The 17,740-nt window shown below is 71.9% G+C and carries 19 protein-coding genes; 10 read left to right on the top strand and 9 right to left on the bottom strand.

Annotated elements, in window-relative coordinates; genetic code table 11:
* The first annotated feature begins 118 nt into the window (after window positions 1-118).
* The 4 genes from QSK15_RS10835 to QSK15_RS10820 all read left to right on the top strand — a co-directional run bounded on the left by QSK15_RS10835 (window position 119) and on the right by QSK15_RS10820 (window position 4,002).
* The gene (locus tag QSK15_RS10835) at window positions 119-1,411 is read left to right on the top strand and encodes a sensor histidine kinase (protein WP_285794034.1); all 1,293 of its coding nucleotides are present in this window, start codon (window positions 119-121) and stop codon (window positions 1,409-1,411) included.
* A complete protein-coding gene (locus QSK15_RS10830; protein ID WP_285794033.1) occupies window positions 1,399-2,064 on the top strand; it encodes a response regulator transcription factor in 666 nt (221 codons plus the stop codon). Before QSK15_RS10835 ends, QSK15_RS10830 begins: the two co-directional genes overlap by 13 nt.
* A 99-nt stretch (window positions 2,065-2,163) precedes the next feature.
* Window positions 2,164-3,225: a Gfo/Idh/MocA family oxidoreductase gene (locus tag QSK15_RS10825; protein WP_285794032.1), complete on the top strand. Its 1,062-nt coding sequence runs from the start codon at window positions 2,164-2,166 to the stop codon at window positions 3,223-3,225.
* 222 nt (window positions 3,226-3,447) lie between these two features.
* Window positions 3,448-4,002: a DUF1062 domain-containing protein gene (locus QSK15_RS10820; protein WP_285794031.1), complete on the top strand. Its 555-nt coding sequence runs from the start codon at window positions 3,448-3,450 to the stop codon at window positions 4,000-4,002.
* Window positions 4,003-4,043: 41 nt separating this feature from the next.
* On the opposite strand, the gene QSK15_RS10815 is transcribed toward QSK15_RS10820, so the two are convergent.
* The 4 genes from QSK15_RS10815 to QSK15_RS10800 form a co-directional block, all read right to left on the bottom strand.
* Window positions 4,044-4,202 carry a hypothetical protein gene (locus tag QSK15_RS10815; RefSeq protein ID WP_285794030.1) on the bottom strand — a complete coding sequence of 53 codons (159 nt, stop codon included), beginning with the start codon at window positions 4,200-4,202 and terminating at the stop codon, window positions 4,044-4,046.
* A 141-nt stretch (window positions 4,203-4,343) separates the two neighbouring features.
* Window positions 4,344-4,577, bottom strand: coding sequence for a winged helix-turn-helix domain-containing protein (locus QSK15_RS10810; RefSeq protein ID WP_279518370.1), 234 nt, complete (start codon window positions 4,575-4,577; stop codon window positions 4,344-4,346).
* 288 nt (window positions 4,578-4,865) lie between these two features.
* Entirely contained in the window at window positions 4,866-5,087 is a 222-nt protein-coding gene (locus QSK15_RS10805; RefSeq protein WP_030335934.1) for a hypothetical protein, read from the bottom strand.
* A 285-nt stretch (window positions 5,088-5,372) separates the two neighbouring features.
* On the bottom strand, window positions 5,373-6,461 hold the full coding sequence (locus tag QSK15_RS10800; protein WP_285794029.1) for a PIN domain-containing protein: 1,089 nt from the start codon (window positions 6,459-6,461) through the stop codon (window positions 5,373-5,375).
* A 220-nt stretch (window positions 6,462-6,681) separates the two neighbouring features.
* On the opposite strand from QSK15_RS10800, the gene QSK15_RS10795 reads away from it, so the two are divergent.
* Window positions 6,682-8,718 (top strand): glycosyl hydrolase family 28-related protein, encoded by a 2,037-nt coding sequence (locus QSK15_RS10795; protein WP_285794028.1) that lies wholly within the window; start codon window positions 6,682-6,684, stop codon window positions 8,716-8,718.
* A gap of 57 nt (window positions 8,719-8,775) precedes the next feature.
* Here the strand turns inward: QSK15_RS10795 and QSK15_RS10790 are convergent, their stop codons facing one another.
* From QSK15_RS10790 to QSK15_RS10775, 4 genes are all read right to left on the bottom strand, one after another.
* Window positions 8,776-9,411, bottom strand: a complete 636-nt coding sequence (locus tag QSK15_RS10790; RefSeq protein WP_285794027.1) for a CG0192-related protein — start codon at window positions 9,409-9,411, stop codon at window positions 8,776-8,778.
* A 13-nt stretch (window positions 9,412-9,424) separates the two neighbouring features.
* The gene (locus QSK15_RS10785; protein WP_285794026.1) at window positions 9,425-10,516 is read right to left on the bottom strand and encodes an SRPBCC domain-containing protein; all 1,092 of its coding nucleotides are present in this window, start codon (window positions 10,514-10,516) and stop codon (window positions 9,425-9,427) included.
* 67 nt (window positions 10,517-10,583) lie between these two features.
* Window positions 10,584-11,633, bottom strand: a complete 1,050-nt coding sequence (locus QSK15_RS10780) for an NAD(P)H-dependent flavin oxidoreductase (protein WP_285794025.1) — start codon at window positions 11,631-11,633, stop codon at window positions 10,584-10,586.
* Between the two features lie 29 nt (window positions 11,634-11,662).
* The gene (locus QSK15_RS10775) at window positions 11,663-12,763 is read right to left on the bottom strand and encodes an SdiA-regulated/phytase-like domain-containing protein (RefSeq protein WP_285794024.1); all 1,101 of its coding nucleotides are present in this window, start codon (window positions 12,761-12,763) and stop codon (window positions 11,663-11,665) included.
* Between the two features lie 141 nt (window positions 12,764-12,904).
* Here QSK15_RS10775 and QSK15_RS10770 point away from each other — a divergent pair, with 141 nt between their 5' ends.
* Both QSK15_RS10770 and QSK15_RS10765 read left to right on the top strand, forming a co-directional pair.
* Window positions 12,905-13,087 carry a hypothetical protein gene (locus QSK15_RS10770; protein ID WP_285794023.1) on the top strand — a complete coding sequence of 61 codons (183 nt, stop codon included), beginning with the start codon at window positions 12,905-12,907 and terminating at the stop codon, window positions 13,085-13,087.
* 135 nt (window positions 13,088-13,222) lie between these two features.
* On the top strand, window positions 13,223-13,495 hold the full coding sequence (locus QSK15_RS10765) for a hypothetical protein (RefSeq protein WP_285794022.1): 273 nt from the start codon (window positions 13,223-13,225) through the stop codon (window positions 13,493-13,495).
* A gap of 269 nt (window positions 13,496-13,764) precedes the next feature.
* On the opposite strand, the gene QSK15_RS10760 is transcribed toward QSK15_RS10765, so the two are convergent.
* Entirely contained in the window at window positions 13,765-15,033 is a 1,269-nt protein-coding gene (locus QSK15_RS10760) for an Nramp family divalent metal transporter (protein ID WP_285794021.1), read from the bottom strand.
* Between the two features lie 225 nt (window positions 15,034-15,258).
* Between QSK15_RS10760 and QSK15_RS10755 the strand changes: the two genes are divergently transcribed.
* From QSK15_RS10755 to QSK15_RS10745, 3 genes are read left to right on the top strand one after another with little or no spacing between them, the layout of a single operon-like run.
* The gene (locus QSK15_RS10755) at window positions 15,259-15,666 is read left to right on the top strand and encodes a GntR family transcriptional regulator (protein WP_030335957.1); all 408 of its coding nucleotides are present in this window, start codon (window positions 15,259-15,261) and stop codon (window positions 15,664-15,666) included.
* Window positions 15,667-15,686: 20 nt separating this feature from the next.
* Window positions 15,687-16,577: an ABC transporter ATP-binding protein gene (locus QSK15_RS10750; protein WP_285794020.1), complete on the top strand. Its 891-nt coding sequence runs from the start codon at window positions 15,687-15,689 to the stop codon at window positions 16,575-16,577.
* Window positions 16,574-17,563: an ABC transporter permease gene (locus tag QSK15_RS10745; RefSeq protein ID WP_285794019.1), complete on the top strand. Its 990-nt coding sequence runs from the start codon at window positions 16,574-16,576 to the stop codon at window positions 17,561-17,563. The genes QSK15_RS10750 and QSK15_RS10745 overlap by 4 nt, the downstream gene beginning before the upstream one ends.
* The last annotated feature ends 177 nt before the right edge of the window (window positions 17,564-17,740 follow it).

Raw genomic sequence — 17,740 nt, 5'->3', positions numbered from 1 at the left:
GCCCGTTCTTCCCCTTTCCGAACCCCGCACACCCGTTCGCCGGGTAGTGCTGGGCATACCTCGAAGAGTGGATCTGGACGGCTGGGGCACCCGTTCGCTGCCGATTAGCGTCTGCGGCATGACCACGGACCCCCCCTCGCGCCTGGCCGCGGCGCTGCGCCGCCGCAGCTGGCTGCTCACCGCGTGGCCCTGGCGCGCGCTGGCCTACCTGGTGACCACCGTGCCGATCGCCGGGGTGCTCGGCGTCGGCCTGCTCGTCATCGGCGGACCCCTGCTGCCCGCCGTCAACGCGCTCCGGCGGCAGGGCCGACCGCCGAGCATCGCGCTGATGCTGTTCCTGATCACCGGCAGCGTCATCCTGGTCGCGCTGGCCCCGATTCTGAGCTTCGCGGTCGCCGCCGTCGAGCGGTGGCGGGTCCGGCTCGTCGACAACCGTCCGCTGCCCTCGTCGCCGTGGCCGGGCCTGGCCGCCCGCTACCGCAGCGCCGCCACCTGGCGGGAGGTGGCGTACCTGTTCTGGCTGGGCGGGTTCGTGCCGGTCGCGTACTGGGTGTTCCTGCTGCTGGTGCTGCTCGACCTGGGGATGATCTCCAGCCCCTGGCTGGCCGGCGACGCCAACGAGCCGGTGGTGATCTGGCAGCCGATCGACAGCACGGGCGAGGCCGTCCCGTACGCGATCGTGGGCGTGCTGCTGATCCCGGTGCTCTGGTACGGCGTCGGTCTGCTCGCCGCCGTCCAGGCCGCCGTGGCCCGGTGGTCGCTGGCCAACCCGGTGGACACGGCGGCGCTGCGCGAGGTCACCCGCTCCCGCACTCGACTGGTCGGGGCGTACGAGGCCGAACGCCGCCGTATCGAACGCGACCTGCACGACGGCGCACAGCCCCGGCTCACCAGCCTCACCCTGCAACTGGGGCTGGCCCGGCTGGACGTACCCGAGGACTCCCCCGCCGCCCGGCCCCTCGCCGTGGCACACGACCAGGCCCGGGGCCTGATGGTGATGCTGCGGCAGTTGGTGCACGGCATCCGCCCGCAGAGCCTCACCGACCTCGGCCTGGCCGGTGCGGTACGCGAACTGGCCGACGCCGCCACCATCCCGGTGGCCGTGCGCGCCGACCTGCACGACGAGCTGCCGGAGATCGTGGAGACCACCGCCTACTTCGTGGTCTCCGAGGCGCTGGGCAACGTGGCCCGGCACGCCCGGGCTACCCGGGCCGACGTCCGCCTCACCCGGGCCGGCGGTGACCTCGTCGTCGAGGTGACCGACGACGGCCACGGCGGCGCCGACCCGGCCCGGGGCACCGGCCTGACCGGGCTCGCCGACCGGGTCGCCGCCGTGGGCGGCCGACTGCTGCTGTCCAGCCCGGCCGGCGGGCCTACAGTGGTCCGGGTGGAGCTGCCATGCCGCCGGTGACCCGGGTGGTGCTCGCCGAGGACGAGGTGCTGCTGCGCGAGGGTCTGGTGGCGCTGCTGACCCGCTTCGACTTCACCGTCTGCGCCGCCGTCGGCTCCGCACCGGAACTGCTGGCCGCGGCCCGCGAACACCAACCGGACCTGGTGCTGACCGACATCCGGATGCCGCCGGGCCGCCGCGACGACGGGCTGCGCGCGGCTGTCGCGTTGCGCGCCGACCGACCCCACCTGCCGGTCGTGGTGCTCAGCCAGTACGTGCAGACCGGGTACGCGGCGGCGCTGCTGGACAGCGGCGACGGCCAACGGGTCGGCTACCTGCTCAAGGACCGGGTCGCCGAGGTCACCGAGTTCGTCGACACGCTGCGCCGGGTCGCCGACGGCGGCACCGCCATCGACCCGGACGTGGTCCGGCAACTTCTGCACCGCCCCCGTGACCCGCTCGCCGCGCTGTCCTCCCGGGAACGCGAGGTGTTGGCGCTGCTCGCCGAGGGGCGCTCCAACGCGTCGATCGCCGGCCGCCTGCACGTCAGCGAGGCGGCGGTCGGCAAGCACGTCGGCAACATCCTGTTGAAGCTCGACCTGCCACCCAGCGACGACACCAACCGCCGGGTGCTCGCGGTCCTCACCTATCTGCGCGCCGACCCCGTGAGCTGACCAGCGCCGGGCCGCGACCGGGCACGACCGCCCGGGGCGTAGATTCGATCAGCGGGGTCGCCGTCACCAGGACACGGCCCGGGGAGACGGGGGCACGGCATGACGGAGGCGCTGCGGGTTGGTTTGCTGGGGTACGGGCTGGCGGGCCGGGTGTTCCACGCGCCGCTGATCGCCGCGACCCCGGGGCTGCGGCTCGACGCCATCGTGACCCGTGATCCGCAGCGGCGCGAGCAGGCCCGACAGCACTTCCCGGACGCCCGCCTGGTCGACGACGCCGACGAGCTGTGGCGTACTCCGGATGCCCTGGACCTGGTCGTGGTCGCGACGCCGAACCGGCAGCACGTGCCGATGGCGCGCGCGGCGCTCGCCGCCGGCCTGCCGGTCGTCGTCGACAAGCCCCTCTCCCCGACCGCCGCGGAGGGCCGCGCGCTGATCGACGAGGCGGCCGAGCGCGGGGTGCCGCTGACGGTCTTCCAGAACCGGCGCTGGGACGGCGACTTCCTGACCGTCCGCCGCCTCGTCGAGCAGGGAGAGTTGGGGCGGGTACTGCGCTTCGAGTCCCGGTTCGAGCGGTTCCGTCCGACGATCAAGCCGGGCTGGCGGGAGCTTGCCGGCCCGGAGGAGGCCGGTGGCGCCCTCTTCGACCTCGGTGCGCACCTCGTCGACCAGGCGGTGCAGCTCTTCGGCCGGGTCGACCGCGTCTACGCGGAGGTGGACCGTCGCCGCGCGGGCGCAGCCGTCGACGACGACGCCTTCGTGGCGTTGACCCACGCCAACGGGGTCCACTCGCACCTGTGGATGGGCGCGGTGACCGCTCAGCTCGGGCCGCGCCTGCGGGTGCTCGGCGACCGGGCCGGCTACACCAGCTACGGGCTGGACGTGCAGGAGGCGGCGCTGCACGACGGCGGCCGACCGGACCAGCCGGGCTGGGGCGAGGTCCCGCCGGAGCGCTACGGCCTGCTCGGTGTCGACGGTGACCTGCGGCCGGTGCCGACCGCGCCCGGCGCGTACCAGAGCTTTTACGCACAGGTTGCGGCGGCGCTGCGCGACGGCACACCGATGCCGGTGGACCCTCGGGACTCGGTCCACACGGTCGAGCTGATCGAGCTGGCGCACCGGTCGGCGGCCGAGGGCGTGGTGCTGCCGGTCCCGACCGTCTGACCGGTCCGCACGTCCCGCCATCTGGGCTGCTGAGGCGTACGCGGAAAACCGCTGGAGCGGCGCCGCCGTGCGCCGTTATCGTGCTGCGCAACCAGATCGTCTAGGCAAGGACGTGCCGTTGTACACCCTGTGAGACCTCCCGAGAGCTGATCTGTCGCGCGTCGCGCCTGTGCGCCGCGCTCCTTTTTGCTGCGGACTTCTCACTGAAACCGGTGTACCTCTGTGCTCAAAAGCTGGGCCGTCGTGCCCACCTGCCTGCCCATCATCAACCGCCGTTGCCACGGGTGCGCATCCCAACGCCTTCGGGCGAGCGGCAAGTTCCGGGTCAACGCCAACCACAAGCTCATCGATACCTGGCTGCTCGCGCTCTGCACCGAGTGCGGGGAGACGGCGAAGCTCACCGTCCTGGAACGGATGACCGTGCGCACCATCCCATCCGAACTGCTGGACCGGCTTCACGCCAACGATCCCGGCCTGACCGCCGAACTGCTTCAGGATCCGGACGTCCAGCACCGCAACCGGTTCGCCCTGGACTGGACCGGGGCCTGGCGTCTCGACACCGGCGGATCGGATCATCTGGACCTGGACCTGGACGTGATCGAGGTCGAGGTCCGCAACGCGGCGCGGATACCGGTCCGCCCGGCACGACTGATCGCTGAGGGTTCTGGTCTGCCGCGGGCCGAGATCGACCGACTCATCACCGAGGGAAAGGTGGTTTCGGCGGCCCGGTTGAGCAGCAGGCACTCCGGCGACTTCACCTTCACGCTCAAGCGCTGACCCGGCCTCGGGGCCTGTCCGGCAGGATGCCGGGCAGGCCCCTAGTCGGCGTTCTTCTCCGAGGGGGCGTCGTCCGGTGCCCGGGCGTCGTCGTCGGTCAGCGCGTCATCCGACGAGGTGGTGAGGTCGGCGAGCCGGCGCTCGGCCTCCCGGATCTCCTCGTCGAGCCTGGGGTTCTCCTCGTCGGGGCCCTGCGACATGGGCGACCTCCATCGGGCGCGACCGGCAGACCTCCGAGTACCCGACCTGCGGGCGGAGACACAGAGACCTACCGCCATTCCTTAATCAAGTGACGAGAAGTAGCTGAATCCGCCTGCCTGGACCCACTTCTCATCACTTGATCACAGAGATCCGAGGTCTTCGGCGACCCATAGACCACGGCCCTGAAGACCCACCACCAGGCCGCGTGTCTGAAGAACAATGATCGCGCGCTGGACCGTGGTCACACTGACGTCGTAAAGGTCCGATAGTTCGCTGTACGTGGGCAGACGCTCCCCTGCCGCGTACTCGCCGCTCTTGATCCGAGCGGCGAGATCCTCAGCCACCTCGCGGTATCCGCCGGTAGGTATGGGCATGTGAAGGTTCCTTCGTTCGGCACCTTCCATCGGATCACGCCGCCGACACGAGCTGGCGGCTGCCTCGAGTGCCAAGGCCGCGACAGCTGCTCGCAACTGGATTGGGCGTTGGCGCTTTTCGCAGACGTTGCTTCCGTCATGCTTCAGAAGCGGTGACTGTGAGCTGGACGTGGTCAGCGGGTGAACCGCGCAGCGATTGCGGCTGGACCAACGTACCGAGCGCCGGGCCGGTCGGCGGGCGCGCCGGGCTGGAACCCGGGAGCGTTGCCGACCCGGCCCGGTGCCGGATCAGCGCTGCTTCAGCTCGCGCCAGGATGGGTGGGTGCCGCGCCAGGCGTCGGCGAGGATGGCCGCCGAGGCCCGGCTGGGGCACTGCTGCACCCGCTCACGACCCGACGCCCCACCGATCTGGGCGCGGACCTCCCAACCCTGCCCGTCAGTACGGATGTACACGTCCCGGCGCCCGCGCGGGGTCGTGTCTCCGTTCCACCAGTGCTCCTCCACCTTCATTCGCCGACCGTATAGCAATTCCCGCGCCGAGGGTACGGCGCAGGTAGGACCGGACCGGGGCAAAGGCGACAATCCGGGCGCATTTCGGCCCAACCGTTGACGGTTCGAAACCATAACGGGCGGCGCTCCCCTCCTGAGTTGCGCATCAGGAGAACCCCACCCTGCCCCACCCCCGCAACTCCCACCACCCCGCGCTGTTGATCAAAAACTTTGCGTCACGAATCGCGCCCCGGATGACGCAAGCTTTTTGATCAACGCGGAAGGGCGGGGGTGGGAGGCGGAAGGTCAGGGGTGGGTTGTCAGGAGGTAGTCGTCGGCTTCGGGGCTCCAGCGGAGGTCCAGCACGCCGGCGGTGGCCGCGGCCTTGCAGAACTGCAGGAAGCTGCGGTAGCCGAGCTTCTTCTCGCTGAAGTCCGGGCGGGCCCGGCGTACCTGATTCTTCAGTCCGGACAGCGCCACCGGGTTGCCGCCGCTACCCAGGTCCGCCACGACGCCCCGGAGCAGGCCGAACGCCACCTCGCGGTCGCCGTGCTCGGGCAGCGAGACCTCGGGGTCACCCTTGGCCGGCCCCTCGGCCAACTCGATCACGTTGCGTTCGGCGAGGTGGCGCAGCAGCTCACCGAAGGTGCGGAAGCCGTAGTCGGACTCGCTGAAGGTCGGATCCTTGCGCAGCAGGGTGCGCTTGAGCCGGGACGCGGTGACCTCACCGTTGGCGCTGCCCTGTAGGCCGGCGACCGACTGGGCGACCTGCACGGCGAGCGTGTCCGCGTCCCGGTCGGGCTCCGCCTCCTGCGGTCGACGGTCCACCTCCTGCTCCTGCTCCGGCTCGGGCGGGCGCTGCTCCACGCCGGCCTGCCGGGTGGCGGGGCGCGCACGCCCACCCCGGGTCGGCGGGATGTCCACGCCCTCCAGCCGGTCGTAGTAGAGGAACTCGTCGCACGCCGGGGGCAGCAACCCCGAGGTGGACCCCTCGACCCCGACGCCGATGACCCGCTTGTTCAGCTCGCGCAGCTTGTGCACCAGCGGGGTGAAGTCGCTGTCACCGCTACAGATCACGAAGGTGGAGATGTAGTCGCGTTCGAACGCCAACTCGATCGCGTCGACCGCCATCTTGATGTCCGCGGCGTTCTTACGGGACGCGCCCATCCGTTGCGGGATCTCGATCAGCTCGACGTGGGAGCGGGTGAGCATCCGGCGGTCCTCGTCGAAGTAGGACCAGTCGGCGTATGCCCGTCGGACCACCACCCGGCCCCGTTCGGCCAGCGCGTCGGCGATCGGCCGGAAGTCGAAGGCCACGCCGCCGCGATGGTCACGCGCGCCCAACGCGAGGTTCTCGTAGTCGAGAAAGAGGGCGATCCGGTCTTCTTGATCCACGCGGATCAGCCTACGCCCGGTGTGAGCTGGTCGGGGCGGGCGACGCGCAACACCTCAACTCGACAACCGTCCATTTCTTGCGGCCCGATAGTCGCTTATTTTCGTTTCTCGATAGATGTCTTGCAGCGCCATGGTCGGTGCTGCATCATGACGATCAATGTCGGGCGTCGGGGGCGCCGGGCGGACCTCCACCACCACCACCCACTCAGGAGGGTCACCGATGTTTCGCAGCCTCACGCCGGCGCGGGGACGCCCCGGCCGGCCCGGCGGCACCGCCGTCGCGCTCGCGGCCGGTCTCGCCGTGCTGGTCGCCGGGCCCACCTCGGCCGCCGCCAGTCCACCCGGGGCCGCCGGCGCGCGGCCGGTGGTCACCCGGGCCGCCCTCGACCCGGCGCTGGTCGCCGGGCGCGGCGCGGACGTCGACTTCCTGGAGCAGGAAGCGGAGAACGCCCGCACCAACGGCGAGATCATCGGGCCGGACCGGGCCGCCTACACCCTGCCCGCGGAGGCCTCCGGCCGCCGGGCGGTCCGGCTCACCCCCGGGGAGTACGTGGAGTTCGTCCTGCCCAGCGCGGCGAACGGGATCACCGTGCGGTACAGCATCCCGGACGCGCCGCAGGGAGGTGGGATCACCGCACCGCTGCGGGTCGCGGTGAACGGCAAGCACCTGCGCACCATGACGTTGACCTCGCAGTACTCGTGGCTCTACAACCAGTACCCCTTCACCAACGACCCGCAGGCCGGTCTGCTGCACCCGGACTGGTGGATCACCGAGTGCCAGTGCGTACCGGCGGCCACCACGCCGTACCCGAGCATCAGCACACCGTTCCGGCCCACCCACTTCTACGACGAGCAGCGACTCCTGCTCGGGCGTACGTACCGGGCCGGCGACAAGATCCGGCTCACCGCGCCGCCCGGCAGCGCCGCCGCCTGGACGGTCATCGACCTGCTCGATTCCGAACTGGTCGCTCCGCCGCGTGTCCGGCTGCTCGCGGCGAACGTGCTCGCCTTCGGCGCCGACCCGACCGGCCGGCGGGACTCCGCCGACGCACTGGACCGGGCCATCGCCTTCGCCCGGCGCGCCCACCTCACCGTGTACATCCCGCCGGGCACCTACCAGGTCAACCGGCACGTCGTCGTCGACGACGTGACCATCGAGGGCGCCGGCAACTGGCACACCATCATCAAGGGCCGCGAGGTCGCCCTGCCGGCCCCCGCGCCGGACGGCTCGGTGCACACCGGAGTCGGGTTCTACGGTCGGGACGCCGCCGACGGCGGCAGCCGCAACGTGCACCTCTCGGGCTTCGCCATCGAGGGCGACGTGCGGGAGCGCATCGACACCGATCAGGTCAACGCGATCGGCGGGGCGATGAGCGACTCCACCATCGACGGGCTCTACCTGCACCACACCAAGGTGGGCATCTGGTTCGACGGCCCGATGCGCAACGTCCGGGTCACCAACACCATCATCGTCGACCAGATCGCCGACGCTCTCAACTTCCACACCGGGGTGACCGACTCCCTGGTCGCGCACAACTTCGTCCGCAACACCGGCGACGACGGCCTGGCGATGTGGTCGGAGAAGACGGCCAACGCGCGGAACACGTTCGACCACAACACCGTGCAGTCACCGACCCTGGCCAACGGCATCGCCATCTACGGCGGCACCGACACCACCGTCTCGCACAACCTCGTCGCCGACCCGGTACGTGAGGGCAGCGGCCTGCACGCCGGGTCCCGCTTCGGCGCGGAGCCGTTCACCGGGCACCTGCGGTTCACCGACAACACCACCGCCCGCGCCGGCACGTACGAGCTGAACTGGAACATCGGCCTGGGGGCGATCTGGCTCTTCGCCCTGGACCGCAGCATCGAGGCGCGCATCGAGGTGACCGGCGACGCGTACCTGGACAACACGTACAACGCGATCATGCTGGTCAGCGACTGGCCGGTGAAGGACCTCTACTCGATCTCCGACGTGCGGTTCCGGGACGTCCGGGTCGACGGCACCGGCACCTCGGTGGTCAGCGCCCGCACAGCCGGTTCCGCCTCGTTCGCCAACGTGGACGCCCGCAACGTCGGCGCGGTCGGCGTCAACAACTGCGGATCGTTCCACTTCACCGCGGCCGGCTCGGAGTTCACGGTGACCGACCTCGGCGGTAACGACGGCGGGTGGCTCGCACCGTGGCTGCTGCCCAACACCATCACCTGCGACGACCGGCCACCCGTGTCGCCGCCCCCGCCTCCCGCACGGTGGTGAACGCGGTGGGCGGTCCGGCATCCGGGCCGCCCACCGCACATTCGGGACGAAGGCGGGTCAGCGCACCCGGGCGTACGCCAGTGGCACGCTGGTCGGCTGACCGTCCCAGCTGCCGCTCAGCGTGGCACCGGTTGCCCCGGTGGCCCCGGCACCCGGTCGCCGGACGACCACCAACTCGACGGTGTCGGTGCTGATGACCGTGCTGTCCCCGTCGACGACCCGGCGCGGGGCGCCGACCAGGGACGGGTTGTCGCCGCCGGTCTCGCTGACCTCGATCGTCATCGTCGGCTCGCGTACCTCGCGCCGGCCGTCGACCTCGAAGTACTGCTCCGCCTGGCCGGCACCGGTGAGGATCGCGTGGGCGAGCGCCGCGGCGTACACCGGGTCGGCGCAGCCGTCGTACACCCAGCGTCGGCCGAGCGCCGAGTGCTCGGTCGTGCCGACCAGCCACTGCTCGGCGCCGTCGAGAGGGGTGGCGCGGTAGGTCAGGGGGACCTGGTGGACCGGCCCGTCTGCGGCGGCGACCAGCATCGTCTCGATGCCGACCTCGCCGGCCGGGTCGTCGAAGCGGTAGGCGCCTCGGCTCACCACCTCGACGCCCTTCGGTCCGGCGAACCATTGTCGGTCAGGCAGCCAGGCCGTCAGCAGGTCCAGCTTCGTGGGGTGCAGGGTCGCCCTGTGCAGTAGTGCCATGACGGCAGCCTAGTCAGAGGCCCGCGCACTGTTGCCCGCCGATCGTGCAGCTCTCCGGCTCCCGGGCCTTCGGCCGGCTGTCGCGGACGTCGAAGCTGATCGTCTGGGATCCCCCGGCCGCCACGGCGGTTCCGGTGAAGGTGATCACCCGCTTGTCCTGTCGCCAGTTCGCGCCGTCCACGTCGTCGACTGTGGTGCCCTCGGCGAGGGTGACCACCACCGCCCAGTCCGCCACCGGAGCGGCGCCGGGATTGCCGACCACGATCTCGCCGGTGTAGCCGAACAGCCGGCTGGAGTCGGTCTGGTAGCGCGCCGTCATGGGCGTCGGTGGTGGGGGTGGCGCAGCCGACTCGGTAGTGCGCGAGGGCTTCGCCGACGGGGTCCGGCTCAGTCGGGTGGTCGGCGACGCGGTGACCCGCGTGGGACGCGCCGAGGGGGTCGCCGAGGGTGCGACGGCGCTCCGGGCGGGGGTCACCGTCGGCGACGCGCTCGGGGCCGGTACGGGCGCGGCGACCGGCTCCGGGTCGGGCGGCAACGTCACCCAGGCCGCCGTCCCCGCCAGCAGCACCGCCCCGGCCACAACGGCGACCAGCGTGCGACGACGGCGGGGATTGCGGCCGGCCCTGCCGCGTACACCGAGCACCGGCAGTTCCGCTGTCATCCCACCATCGGCGCGGCGCAGGTCGACCTGCTGGAAGGCGAGCCAGTCGAGGATGGCCGGCAGCCGTACGGTGAGCGCCTGCCGCAACTGTTGCTCACGGGGCCCATGCTGCTCGCCGGACCACGCGCCGTGCGTGCTGACCTCCCGGAGCTCCAACCGGCAGCCCTGCTTGGTGGCGGTGACCGTGCAGGTCAGCTCGCTGAGCCGGCCGGCCTCGTCGCAGGACAGCACGAGGAGGTCCGGCTCCTGCCGCTCGGTCACCTCGACCTCGACGTTGGCGCCGAAGCCGGGCAGGCCGGCGGTGTGCAGCAGCAGCCGGTCCGGCACGCCCTCGACCGTCTCGGCCTCGGCGAACCACCGTCCGAGCAACTGCCGGTCGGTCAGCGCGAGCCAGACCCGCTCCGCCGGATGGGACAGGTCGACCTGCGCACCGATCTCGATCACGGCGAGACTCTAACCGGTTGCCCGTCGGGCCTGTCCCGCCCGCCCGAGCCGGTTGCCGGCGTCCTGATCAGCCCCAGCGAGCGGACCGTGCGACCACTGTGGCCAGCGCCGCCCGGGCGTCGGCACTCACCTCGGCGACCACCTGCGCCGCCGGCAGGTCCCGGGCCAGTGGGTGGGCCTGTCCGGCCCACAGGTTGGCTACCGACGCGTCCCCGTCGCGCCGGGCGGCGGCCAGCAGTGGGCGCGTCAGGTGGAGCACCTGGGGGTAACCGCGCGGTGCCACCGCGTCGTGTTGGCGCAGGAAGTCGTTGGCCACCCCACGGGCCCGCTTACCGGTGTACGACCGGGTCAACGCGGTCGGCGTGGCACCGGCCACCGCCGCCCGGTGCATCGGCGAACTGCCCGCCTCCGGGCAGCGCAGGAAGGCCGTGCCGAGTTGCGCGGCGGCGGCGCCGGCGGCCAGCACGGCGGCCACCGCGGGGCCGTCGACGAGGCCGCCCGCGGCCACCAGCGGCCGGTCACAGCTGGCGGCGGTCAGCCGGAGCAGCGGCAGCACCCCGTAGTCGTCGTCGTCCGGCAGGCCGCCACGATGCCCGCCGGCTTCGGTGCCCTGCACCACCACGGCGTCCACACCCAGGTCGGCGGCGGCGGTCGCGGCGTCCGGGCGGGTGACAGTGGCCCATACCTCGGTGCCCCGCTCGCGCAGGGCGGTCACCGCCGCCCGGTCGGGCAGACCGAACACGAAGGACACGACCGGGACCGGGTCCGCGAGCAGCGCGGCCAGCTTTTCCGGGTACGCGTCATCGCCTCCCGTCGGCTCGCCCAGGCTCACCCCGCGCTGCCCGGCCTGCGGGGCGAGCCGTTCGGCGTACGCCTGGATGGCCGCCTCGTCGACGCCGCCGGGGTCGGGCAGGAAGACGTTGACACCGAACGGCCGGTCGGTGCGGGCGCGGACCTCGGCGACGTCGGCGACCAACCGTTCGGTGTCGATCATTCCGGCGGCGAGGAAGCCCAGTCCACCCGCCGCGGACACGGCGGCCACGAGCGCGGGAGTGGACGGGCCGCCGGCCATCGGGGCGGCGATGATCGGGTGGCGCAACGTGGACAGGACGGACATCCTCCCATCCTGCCGCAGGCCCGGGCCGCTCACTGGCGCGCGGTGTGCCTGCGGCGCAGCACGCCGGCCAGCCCGAGCAGGAGCACCAGCGTCCCCGCTCCGGCCACCAGCGGCCACGTCCGCCCACCCGCGGCGCCGACCTCCCCGGCGGCCGGACGGACCGCCGTGGGCGACACCGGGCCGACGGACTCAGTGGGGGGCGTGGCGGTGGCCGTGGTGGCAGTGGCCGGATAGCGCAGGATCGTCGGACGGCTGGCGGGTTGGCCGGCGGACTCGGAGACGGTGAGCAACGACCGGCCGTCGCGACTGTAGGTGATCGATTCGCCCTGGGGCTCGTCCGGCAGCGGGGTGATCCGTGCGGTGCCGGTGGTCAACGCGCGGACCACGTCGCCGTCGGGCACGTCGTACTCGAAGGCGTCGGCGTAGCTGCGCAGCGCCACCCGCCGTCCGTCCGGGGCGGCCGCCGCGCCGGTGACCACCCCGCGCCCCAGGAAGGAGAACGGGTTGCTGGTCGTGGTGGTCGGCAGTGTCACCTGGCCCAGCGCGGTCAACGGCGTCGCCGCGTCCGCCCGCAGCGCGGTGGTCGGCGCGTACAGGAAGACGGTGCCACTGCCGCCCTTGGTGATGATCAGCGGTCGACCGGACGCGTCGAGCAGCAGCGCCTCGGCGTCGTGCGGACGGTCCGGGTAGGTCATCCGGTGCAGCACCGGTTGCTCCGCCCCCGGCGCGAGTCGCCACACCCCGACCGTCGACCGGGACCGGTCGTTGTCGCCGATGTCGGCGACCCAGACGGTGCCGTCCCGGCCGATGGCCAGGTCCTCCGTGTCCCGGGGCCGGGACGGGAAGGAGACGGTTCGCCGCACCGCGCACCGCTGGTCGAGGAAGAAGATCCGGCGGCGCGCCTCGTCGTCGGCCCCGTCGTTGATCACCACGTACCCGTCGTCGATGGCGACCATTCCGGAGATCTCGCGGAGCCGGTTGTCCCGCACCTCGCAGACGGGCGTGCCCGCCGCGCCCGCCGAGGCGGTGCCTGGCACCAGCGCCACCGCCGGCAGCAGCACGCCGGCGAGCAACACGGTCAGCGCGCGAGCACGCCGCCCCCAGGTCAACCGTCCGCGTACCCGCATCATCCACCCTCCTCGTCGCGGCCGGGAGCGGCCACCCGACCATCCTGGCCGATCCCGGCCAGCGGCGGCGGTCATCCGGGGGACGCGCCCGGCCCCTGGCCGATGTACTGTCGCTGCGCCCGATTCTGCAGCCGGAGGATGTCCATGACCGTGCGCGATACCAGGCCGGCCGGTTCGGGCGACGGCTGCTGCACCGCCTCGGCCGCCCGGCCGGGCCAGCCGACCGCATCGCTGCTCTTCCTGGTCGGCGCGGGGTGCGTGTTGCTGGCGCTGGGGCTGGCCGCCGGCGCCCGTGGGGGCACCACCGCCGAGGCGACGGCCGACTGACCGCCGTCGGACAGGTCACGGGCCTGACGCCGCAGCCCGTTCCCAACTCTTGAGCGGCATGGCGGCCTGAGTGCGGCGCTGGTGGGTAGGCAGCGGCCCGGCGGCATGTCGACACCCGCCGGGTGGGAGGCTCCGATGAGCACGTACCGGGATGAACAGGACGGCACGATCCCTCCTCCGGAGGCGGACGCCCTTGAGCAACGACAGGACGCGTTCGACGTCGGGCCGCCGGACCGGGTGTCGGGTGAGGTGGACCCGGAGGCGGCCGAGGCCGACCTGGCCGAGCAGGGCGCCTTTCCGGCGGGCACGCTCGAGGAGGTGACGTCGCTGCCGGCCGACGCCAACCCGGCGGACGCCCTCGAACAGCGCCAGGAGATTCCGGCCCGCGACGAGGGGCGTCGCACCTGACCACGATCGCTCCCGCCGGCCCGGCCGGCTCCGGCGGCGAAGGCGGGCAACCGCCACCACGGGGCTGACCACCCACGCGGGCCTGGCCCGACATAACTTCCAATGTGTGATGCCTGTGAGTCATCAATATGGCTCACAGGCATCACGCTCGTAGGGATGTCCGGGCCCAGGCTCGTTCCGAAGAGAACTCAGGGGCCGATGCACCATCTCTGGGGGCTCAGCCGGCGACGCTGACCAGCCGGCTCAGCCGGCGACGCCTACCAGCCGGCTCAGCCGGCGACGACCTGCCAGAGGAGGAACGCGTTGAGCGCGACCACCAGCACGGCCACCAGTGACGCGGCGGCGGTGGTGAGCGGGTGATTGACGAGGTTGCCCATCAGGTCACGGCGGCGGGTGAAGGCGACCACCGGGATCAGCGCGAACGGGATGCCGAAGCTGAGGATGACCTGGGACAGCACGAGCGCCCGGGTCGGGTCGAGGCCGATGGAGAGCACGGCCAGCGCGGGCAGCAGGGTGACCAGCCGACGCAGCAGCAGCGGGATCCGGCGCCGCAGGAAGCCCTGCATGATCACTTCTCCGGCGTAGGTGCCCACGCTCGTGGAGGCGAGCCCCGAGACCAGCAGGGCGACGGCGAAGCCGAACGCGGCGGCGGTCCCGATGCTCTGACCGAGTCCGGCGTGCACCCCCTCCAGGCTGTCCGCACCGCCCGGGCCACCGCCCCGGAAGCTGGCCGCGGCGATCAGCAGCATGGCGAGGTTGACCGCGCCGGCCGCGCTCAGGGCGAGCAGGACGTCGGTGCGCTGACCACGGAACAGGATCCGACGCTCGCCGTCGTCGGCGGCGGGAATGCGGTCACGGGTGAGCGCGGAGTGCACGTAGATGACGTGCGGCATCACTGTCGCGCCGAGGATGCCGGCGGCCAGCAGGACGCTGTCCGTGCCCTGCAGGCGCGGCACCAGACCGGCCATCGCCGAGCCGGGATCGGAGCCGGAGGCGAGCAGGTTGGCGGCGAAGGCCAGCACGATCACCCCGAGCAGGACGGCGATGGCGACCTCAAAGGCGCGGTAGCCGCGTGAGCGCAGCGCGAGCACGGCGAACGCGGCAGCGCCGATGATGATCCCGCCGGGCAGCAGGGGGATGCCGAAGAGCAGGTACAGGGCCACCGCCCCACCGATCACCTCGGCCAGGTCGGTGGCCATGGCGACCAGCTCGGCCTGCACCCACATCACCCGGTTCACCGGCCGGGGCAGGCGTTCCCGGCACAGCTCGGGCAGGCTGCGCCCGGTGGCCAGACCCAGCTTCGCGGTGAGGGTCTGCACCAGCATCGCCATCAGGTTGGCCACCACCACGACCCAGACCAGCAGATAGCCGTAGCGGGCACCGGCGGCGGAGTTGGTGGCGAAGTTGCCGGGATCGACGTAGGCGACGGCGGCGACGAACGCCGGGCCGAGCAGGATCAGCCGGCCGCGTACCCGGCCCCGGGCGCGAGCGGCCTGTAGTGGAGTCGTCCTCGACGTCGTCAGTTCGTTGGTGACCATCGAACCCCTCCCCGTCCACGCGGATCGCTGCCGGTCCCTTCCCATCGGGCTGGCCCGTCGGTGCCAACCGCTGGCCTGCCGGTGCCACCTGGACCGGCGCGGCACCCGCGAGCCGACAGTGCCGCGCGGGGTGAACATGCCGGGGCGGGCTTGACAGCTCACGGGGCAACGGTGAAGCTGTCTATTAGTCCTACTGTCGTAGGACAACAGGAAGGATCATCGCGAGTGATCGAGTTCGTACTGGACAGCCGGTCGAAGGTGAACACCTACATGCAGCTCGTGCAGCAGGTGAAACAGGCGCTGCGGGTCGGCCTGCTGACGCCGGGAGACCAGTTGCCGAAGGTCCGGGACGTCGCGCAATCCCTGGCGATCAACCCGAACACGGTGCTGAAGGCGTACCGGGAGTTGGAGATCGAGGGTCTGGTCGGCGGCCGGCCCGGGGTGGGCACCTTCGTCCAACGCACGCTGGCCGGGGCGTCCCTGCCCAATCAGGCCGAGTTGCGCGACGACCTGGTCGCCTGGCTGCACCGGGCGCAGGCCGCCGGCCTCACGGCCGAGGACGTCATCGCCCTGGTGGAGACGACGCTGCGCGCCACCCTCGCCGACGACGCCCCGCAGAAGGAGCCCGCGTGAACGCAACGAGAGGACAAGGGATGGACATGGTCTTGGAAGCAGACCGGCTCGGCAAGCGGTACGGCAGCACCTGGGCGTTGCGGGACTGCTCACTGCATCTGCCGGCCGGTCGGATCGCCGCGCTGGTCGGGCCCAACGGCGCGGGCAAGAGCACGCTGTTGCACCTGGCCGTCGGGCTGCTCAAGCCCACCGAGGGCGCGGTCCGGGTGTTCGGCCGGTCTCCCTATGGCGACACGGAAGGGCTGGCCGACATCGGCTTCGTCGCCCAGGACACCCCGCTGTACCGGGACTTCACGGCGTCCGAGCTGGTCATCGCCGGCGGCAAGCTGAACAAACGGTGGGACGCGGGGTTGGCCCGTAAGCGGCTGGCCCAGCTCGGCATACCGCCGGACAAGCCGGTCGGTAAGCTCTCCGGCGGTCAACGGGCCCAGGTCGCGCTCGCCCTGGCACTGGCCAAGCAGCCGCGTCTGCTGCTGCTCGACGAACCGGTCGCCAGCCTCGACCCGCTGGCCCGACGGGAGTTCCTCCAGTCGCTGATGGGCAGCGTCGCGGAGTCGGGCACCACCGTCCTGCTCTCCTCGCACCTGCTGGCCGACCTGGAACGCGTCTGCGACTACCTGATCGTGCTCAACGCCTCCCAGGTGCAGCTCACCGGCGCGGTCGACGACCTGGTCGCCGAGCACCGGCAGCTGGTCGGTCCCCGCCACGACGGCGGCGTCATCGGGGGCGTCACCGCCGTGATCCGGGCCAGCCACACCGACCGGCAGTCCACCCTGCTGGTCCGCACCGACGGGCCCGTCACCGATCCGGCGTGGACGATCCGCGAGGTCAGCCTGGAGGACGTCGTGTTGGCCTACCTGGCCGACGGCACCACGCAGACCAGTCACAGCGAGTGGGGGGTGGCAGCATGATCTGGTTGACCTGGCGGCAACACCGCAAGCAGGCGTTCTACACAATGTTGGGGCTCGCGGCGCTGGCCGCTCTGCTGGTGCCGATCGGCCTGTCGATGCGACACACCTTCGCCGACCTCGGGCTGACGGACTGCGTCCGCCAGCTCGCGGACGCCAACGTGGCGGCCGCCACCCGCGAGACCTGCGACGCGGGCTTCCGCCGATTCGGAAACCAGTACAGCGGCCTCAACCTGGTGGCCGTGCTGCTGATCACCCTGCCGGCACTGGTCGGCCTCTTCTGGGGCGCACCACTGGTCGCCCGCGAGGTGGAGCACGGCACGCACCGGTTCGTCTGGACCCAGGGCGTCGGCCGGACCCGCTGGGCCCTGGTGAAGTTCGGGCTGGTGGGCGGGGCCGTGCTGGTCCTCGCGGCGATTTACGGGCTGGGCATGTCATGGTGGGTCGACCCGCTCACCCAGGTCGCGGACGAGGGCCGGCTCGGCATGATCGTCTTTGACCTGCAGGGCATCGTCCCGATCGGTTACACCCTCTTCGCCGTCGCGCTCGGCGTCTTCGCCGGCACCGTGTGGAAGCGGATGCTACCCGCCATGGGCATCACGCTCGCCGGGTTCATTGGCGTACGGGCGGCGGTGGAGATACTGGCCCGGCCGCACTACCAGGCCGCCCGCACCAAGACCTTCCCGATCGAGACGGAAGGGCCACCGGAGATCAACCGAGGGGACTGGATCCTCACCCAGGGCGTCCGGAACCCCGACGGGACGATGATCGCGGAGGACACCCAGATCCAGTGCCCGCCGGGCGGAAAGGGGCCGAACGGTCGGGTCTGCGGGGCCGAGTTGGGCCTCGAACCGGGCGCGTACAACTGGCAGCTCTACCAGCCGGCGGACCGGTTCTGGCTGTTCCAGGGCATCGAGACCGGCGTCTTCGTCGCCCTGGCGCTGCTCCTGCTCTATCTCGCCGTCCGCCGGATTCGCCGGATCGCCTAGCCGGTTGACGGGTGCTCGTCGGGGCGGCGGGGGCCTCGGCGATCACCCGTCAGCGGGGAAGCTCCACGGTCAGCGCCAGCCAGGACGCGAGGTCGCGCACCTCGTCGTGCACGGCGGCGGTCACCTCGGGGGTGACGGGCACGTCCTCGTAAATGGCGTGCACGGTGAGCGTGCCGC

The sequence above is a fragment of the Micromonospora sp. NBRC 107095 genome (assembly GCF_030269705.1).
GTDB lineage: Bacteria > Actinomycetota > Actinomycetes > Mycobacteriales > Micromonosporaceae > Micromonospora > Micromonospora parva.
This window is presented reverse-complemented; position numbering and strand designations above follow the sequence as displayed.

Bases quoted from the DNA above. Each gene is read 5' to 3' on its own strand.
- QSK15_RS10805 (WP_030335934.1), bottom strand. From the start codon at position 5,087: ATGAAGGTGGAGGAGCACTGGTGGAACGGAGACACGACCCCGCGCGGG.
- QSK15_RS10790 (WP_285794027.1), bottom strand. From the start codon at position 9,411: ATGGCACTACTGCACAGGGCGACCCTGCACCCCACGAAGCTGGACCTG.
- QSK15_RS10825 (WP_285794032.1), top strand. From the start codon at position 2,164: ATGACGGAGGCGCTGCGGGTTGGTTTGCTGGGGTACGGGCTGGCGGGC.
- QSK15_RS10835 (WP_285794034.1), top strand. From the start codon at position 119: ATGACCACGGACCCCCCCTCGCGCCTGGCCGCGGCGCTGCGCCGCCGC.
- QSK15_RS10780 (WP_285794025.1), bottom strand. From the start codon at position 11,633: ATGTCCGTCCTGTCCACGTTGCGCCACCCGATCATCGCCGCCCCGATG.
- QSK15_RS10815 (WP_285794030.1), bottom strand. From the start codon at position 4,202: ATGTCGCAGGGCCCCGACGAGGAGAACCCCAGGCTCGACGAGGAGATC.
- QSK15_RS10795 (WP_285794028.1), top strand. From the start codon at position 6,682: ATGTTTCGCAGCCTCACGCCGGCGCGGGGACGCCCCGGCCGGCCCGGC.
- QSK15_RS10770 (WP_285794023.1), top strand. From the start codon at position 12,905: ATGACCGTGCGCGATACCAGGCCGGCCGGTTCGGGCGACGGCTGCTGC.
- QSK15_RS10810 (WP_279518370.1), bottom strand. From the start codon at position 4,577: ATGCCCATACCTACCGGCGGATACCGCGAGGTGGCTGAGGATCTCGCC.
- QSK15_RS10765 (WP_285794022.1), top strand. From the start codon at position 13,223: ATGAGCACGTACCGGGATGAACAGGACGGCACGATCCCTCCTCCGGAG.
- QSK15_RS10775 (WP_285794024.1), bottom strand. From the start codon at position 12,763: ATGATGCGGGTACGCGGACGGTTGACCTGGGGGCGGCGTGCTCGCGCG.
- QSK15_RS10760 (WP_285794021.1), bottom strand. From the start codon at position 15,033: ATGGTCACCAACGAACTGACGACGTCGAGGACGACTCCACTACAGGCC.
- QSK15_RS10745 (WP_285794019.1), top strand. From the start codon at position 16,574: ATGATCTGGTTGACCTGGCGGCAACACCGCAAGCAGGCGTTCTACACA.
- QSK15_RS10750 (WP_285794020.1), top strand. From the start codon at position 15,687: ATGGACATGGTCTTGGAAGCAGACCGGCTCGGCAAGCGGTACGGCAGC.
- QSK15_RS10830 (WP_285794033.1), top strand. From the start codon at position 1,399: ATGCCGCCGGTGACCCGGGTGGTGCTCGCCGAGGACGAGGTGCTGCTG.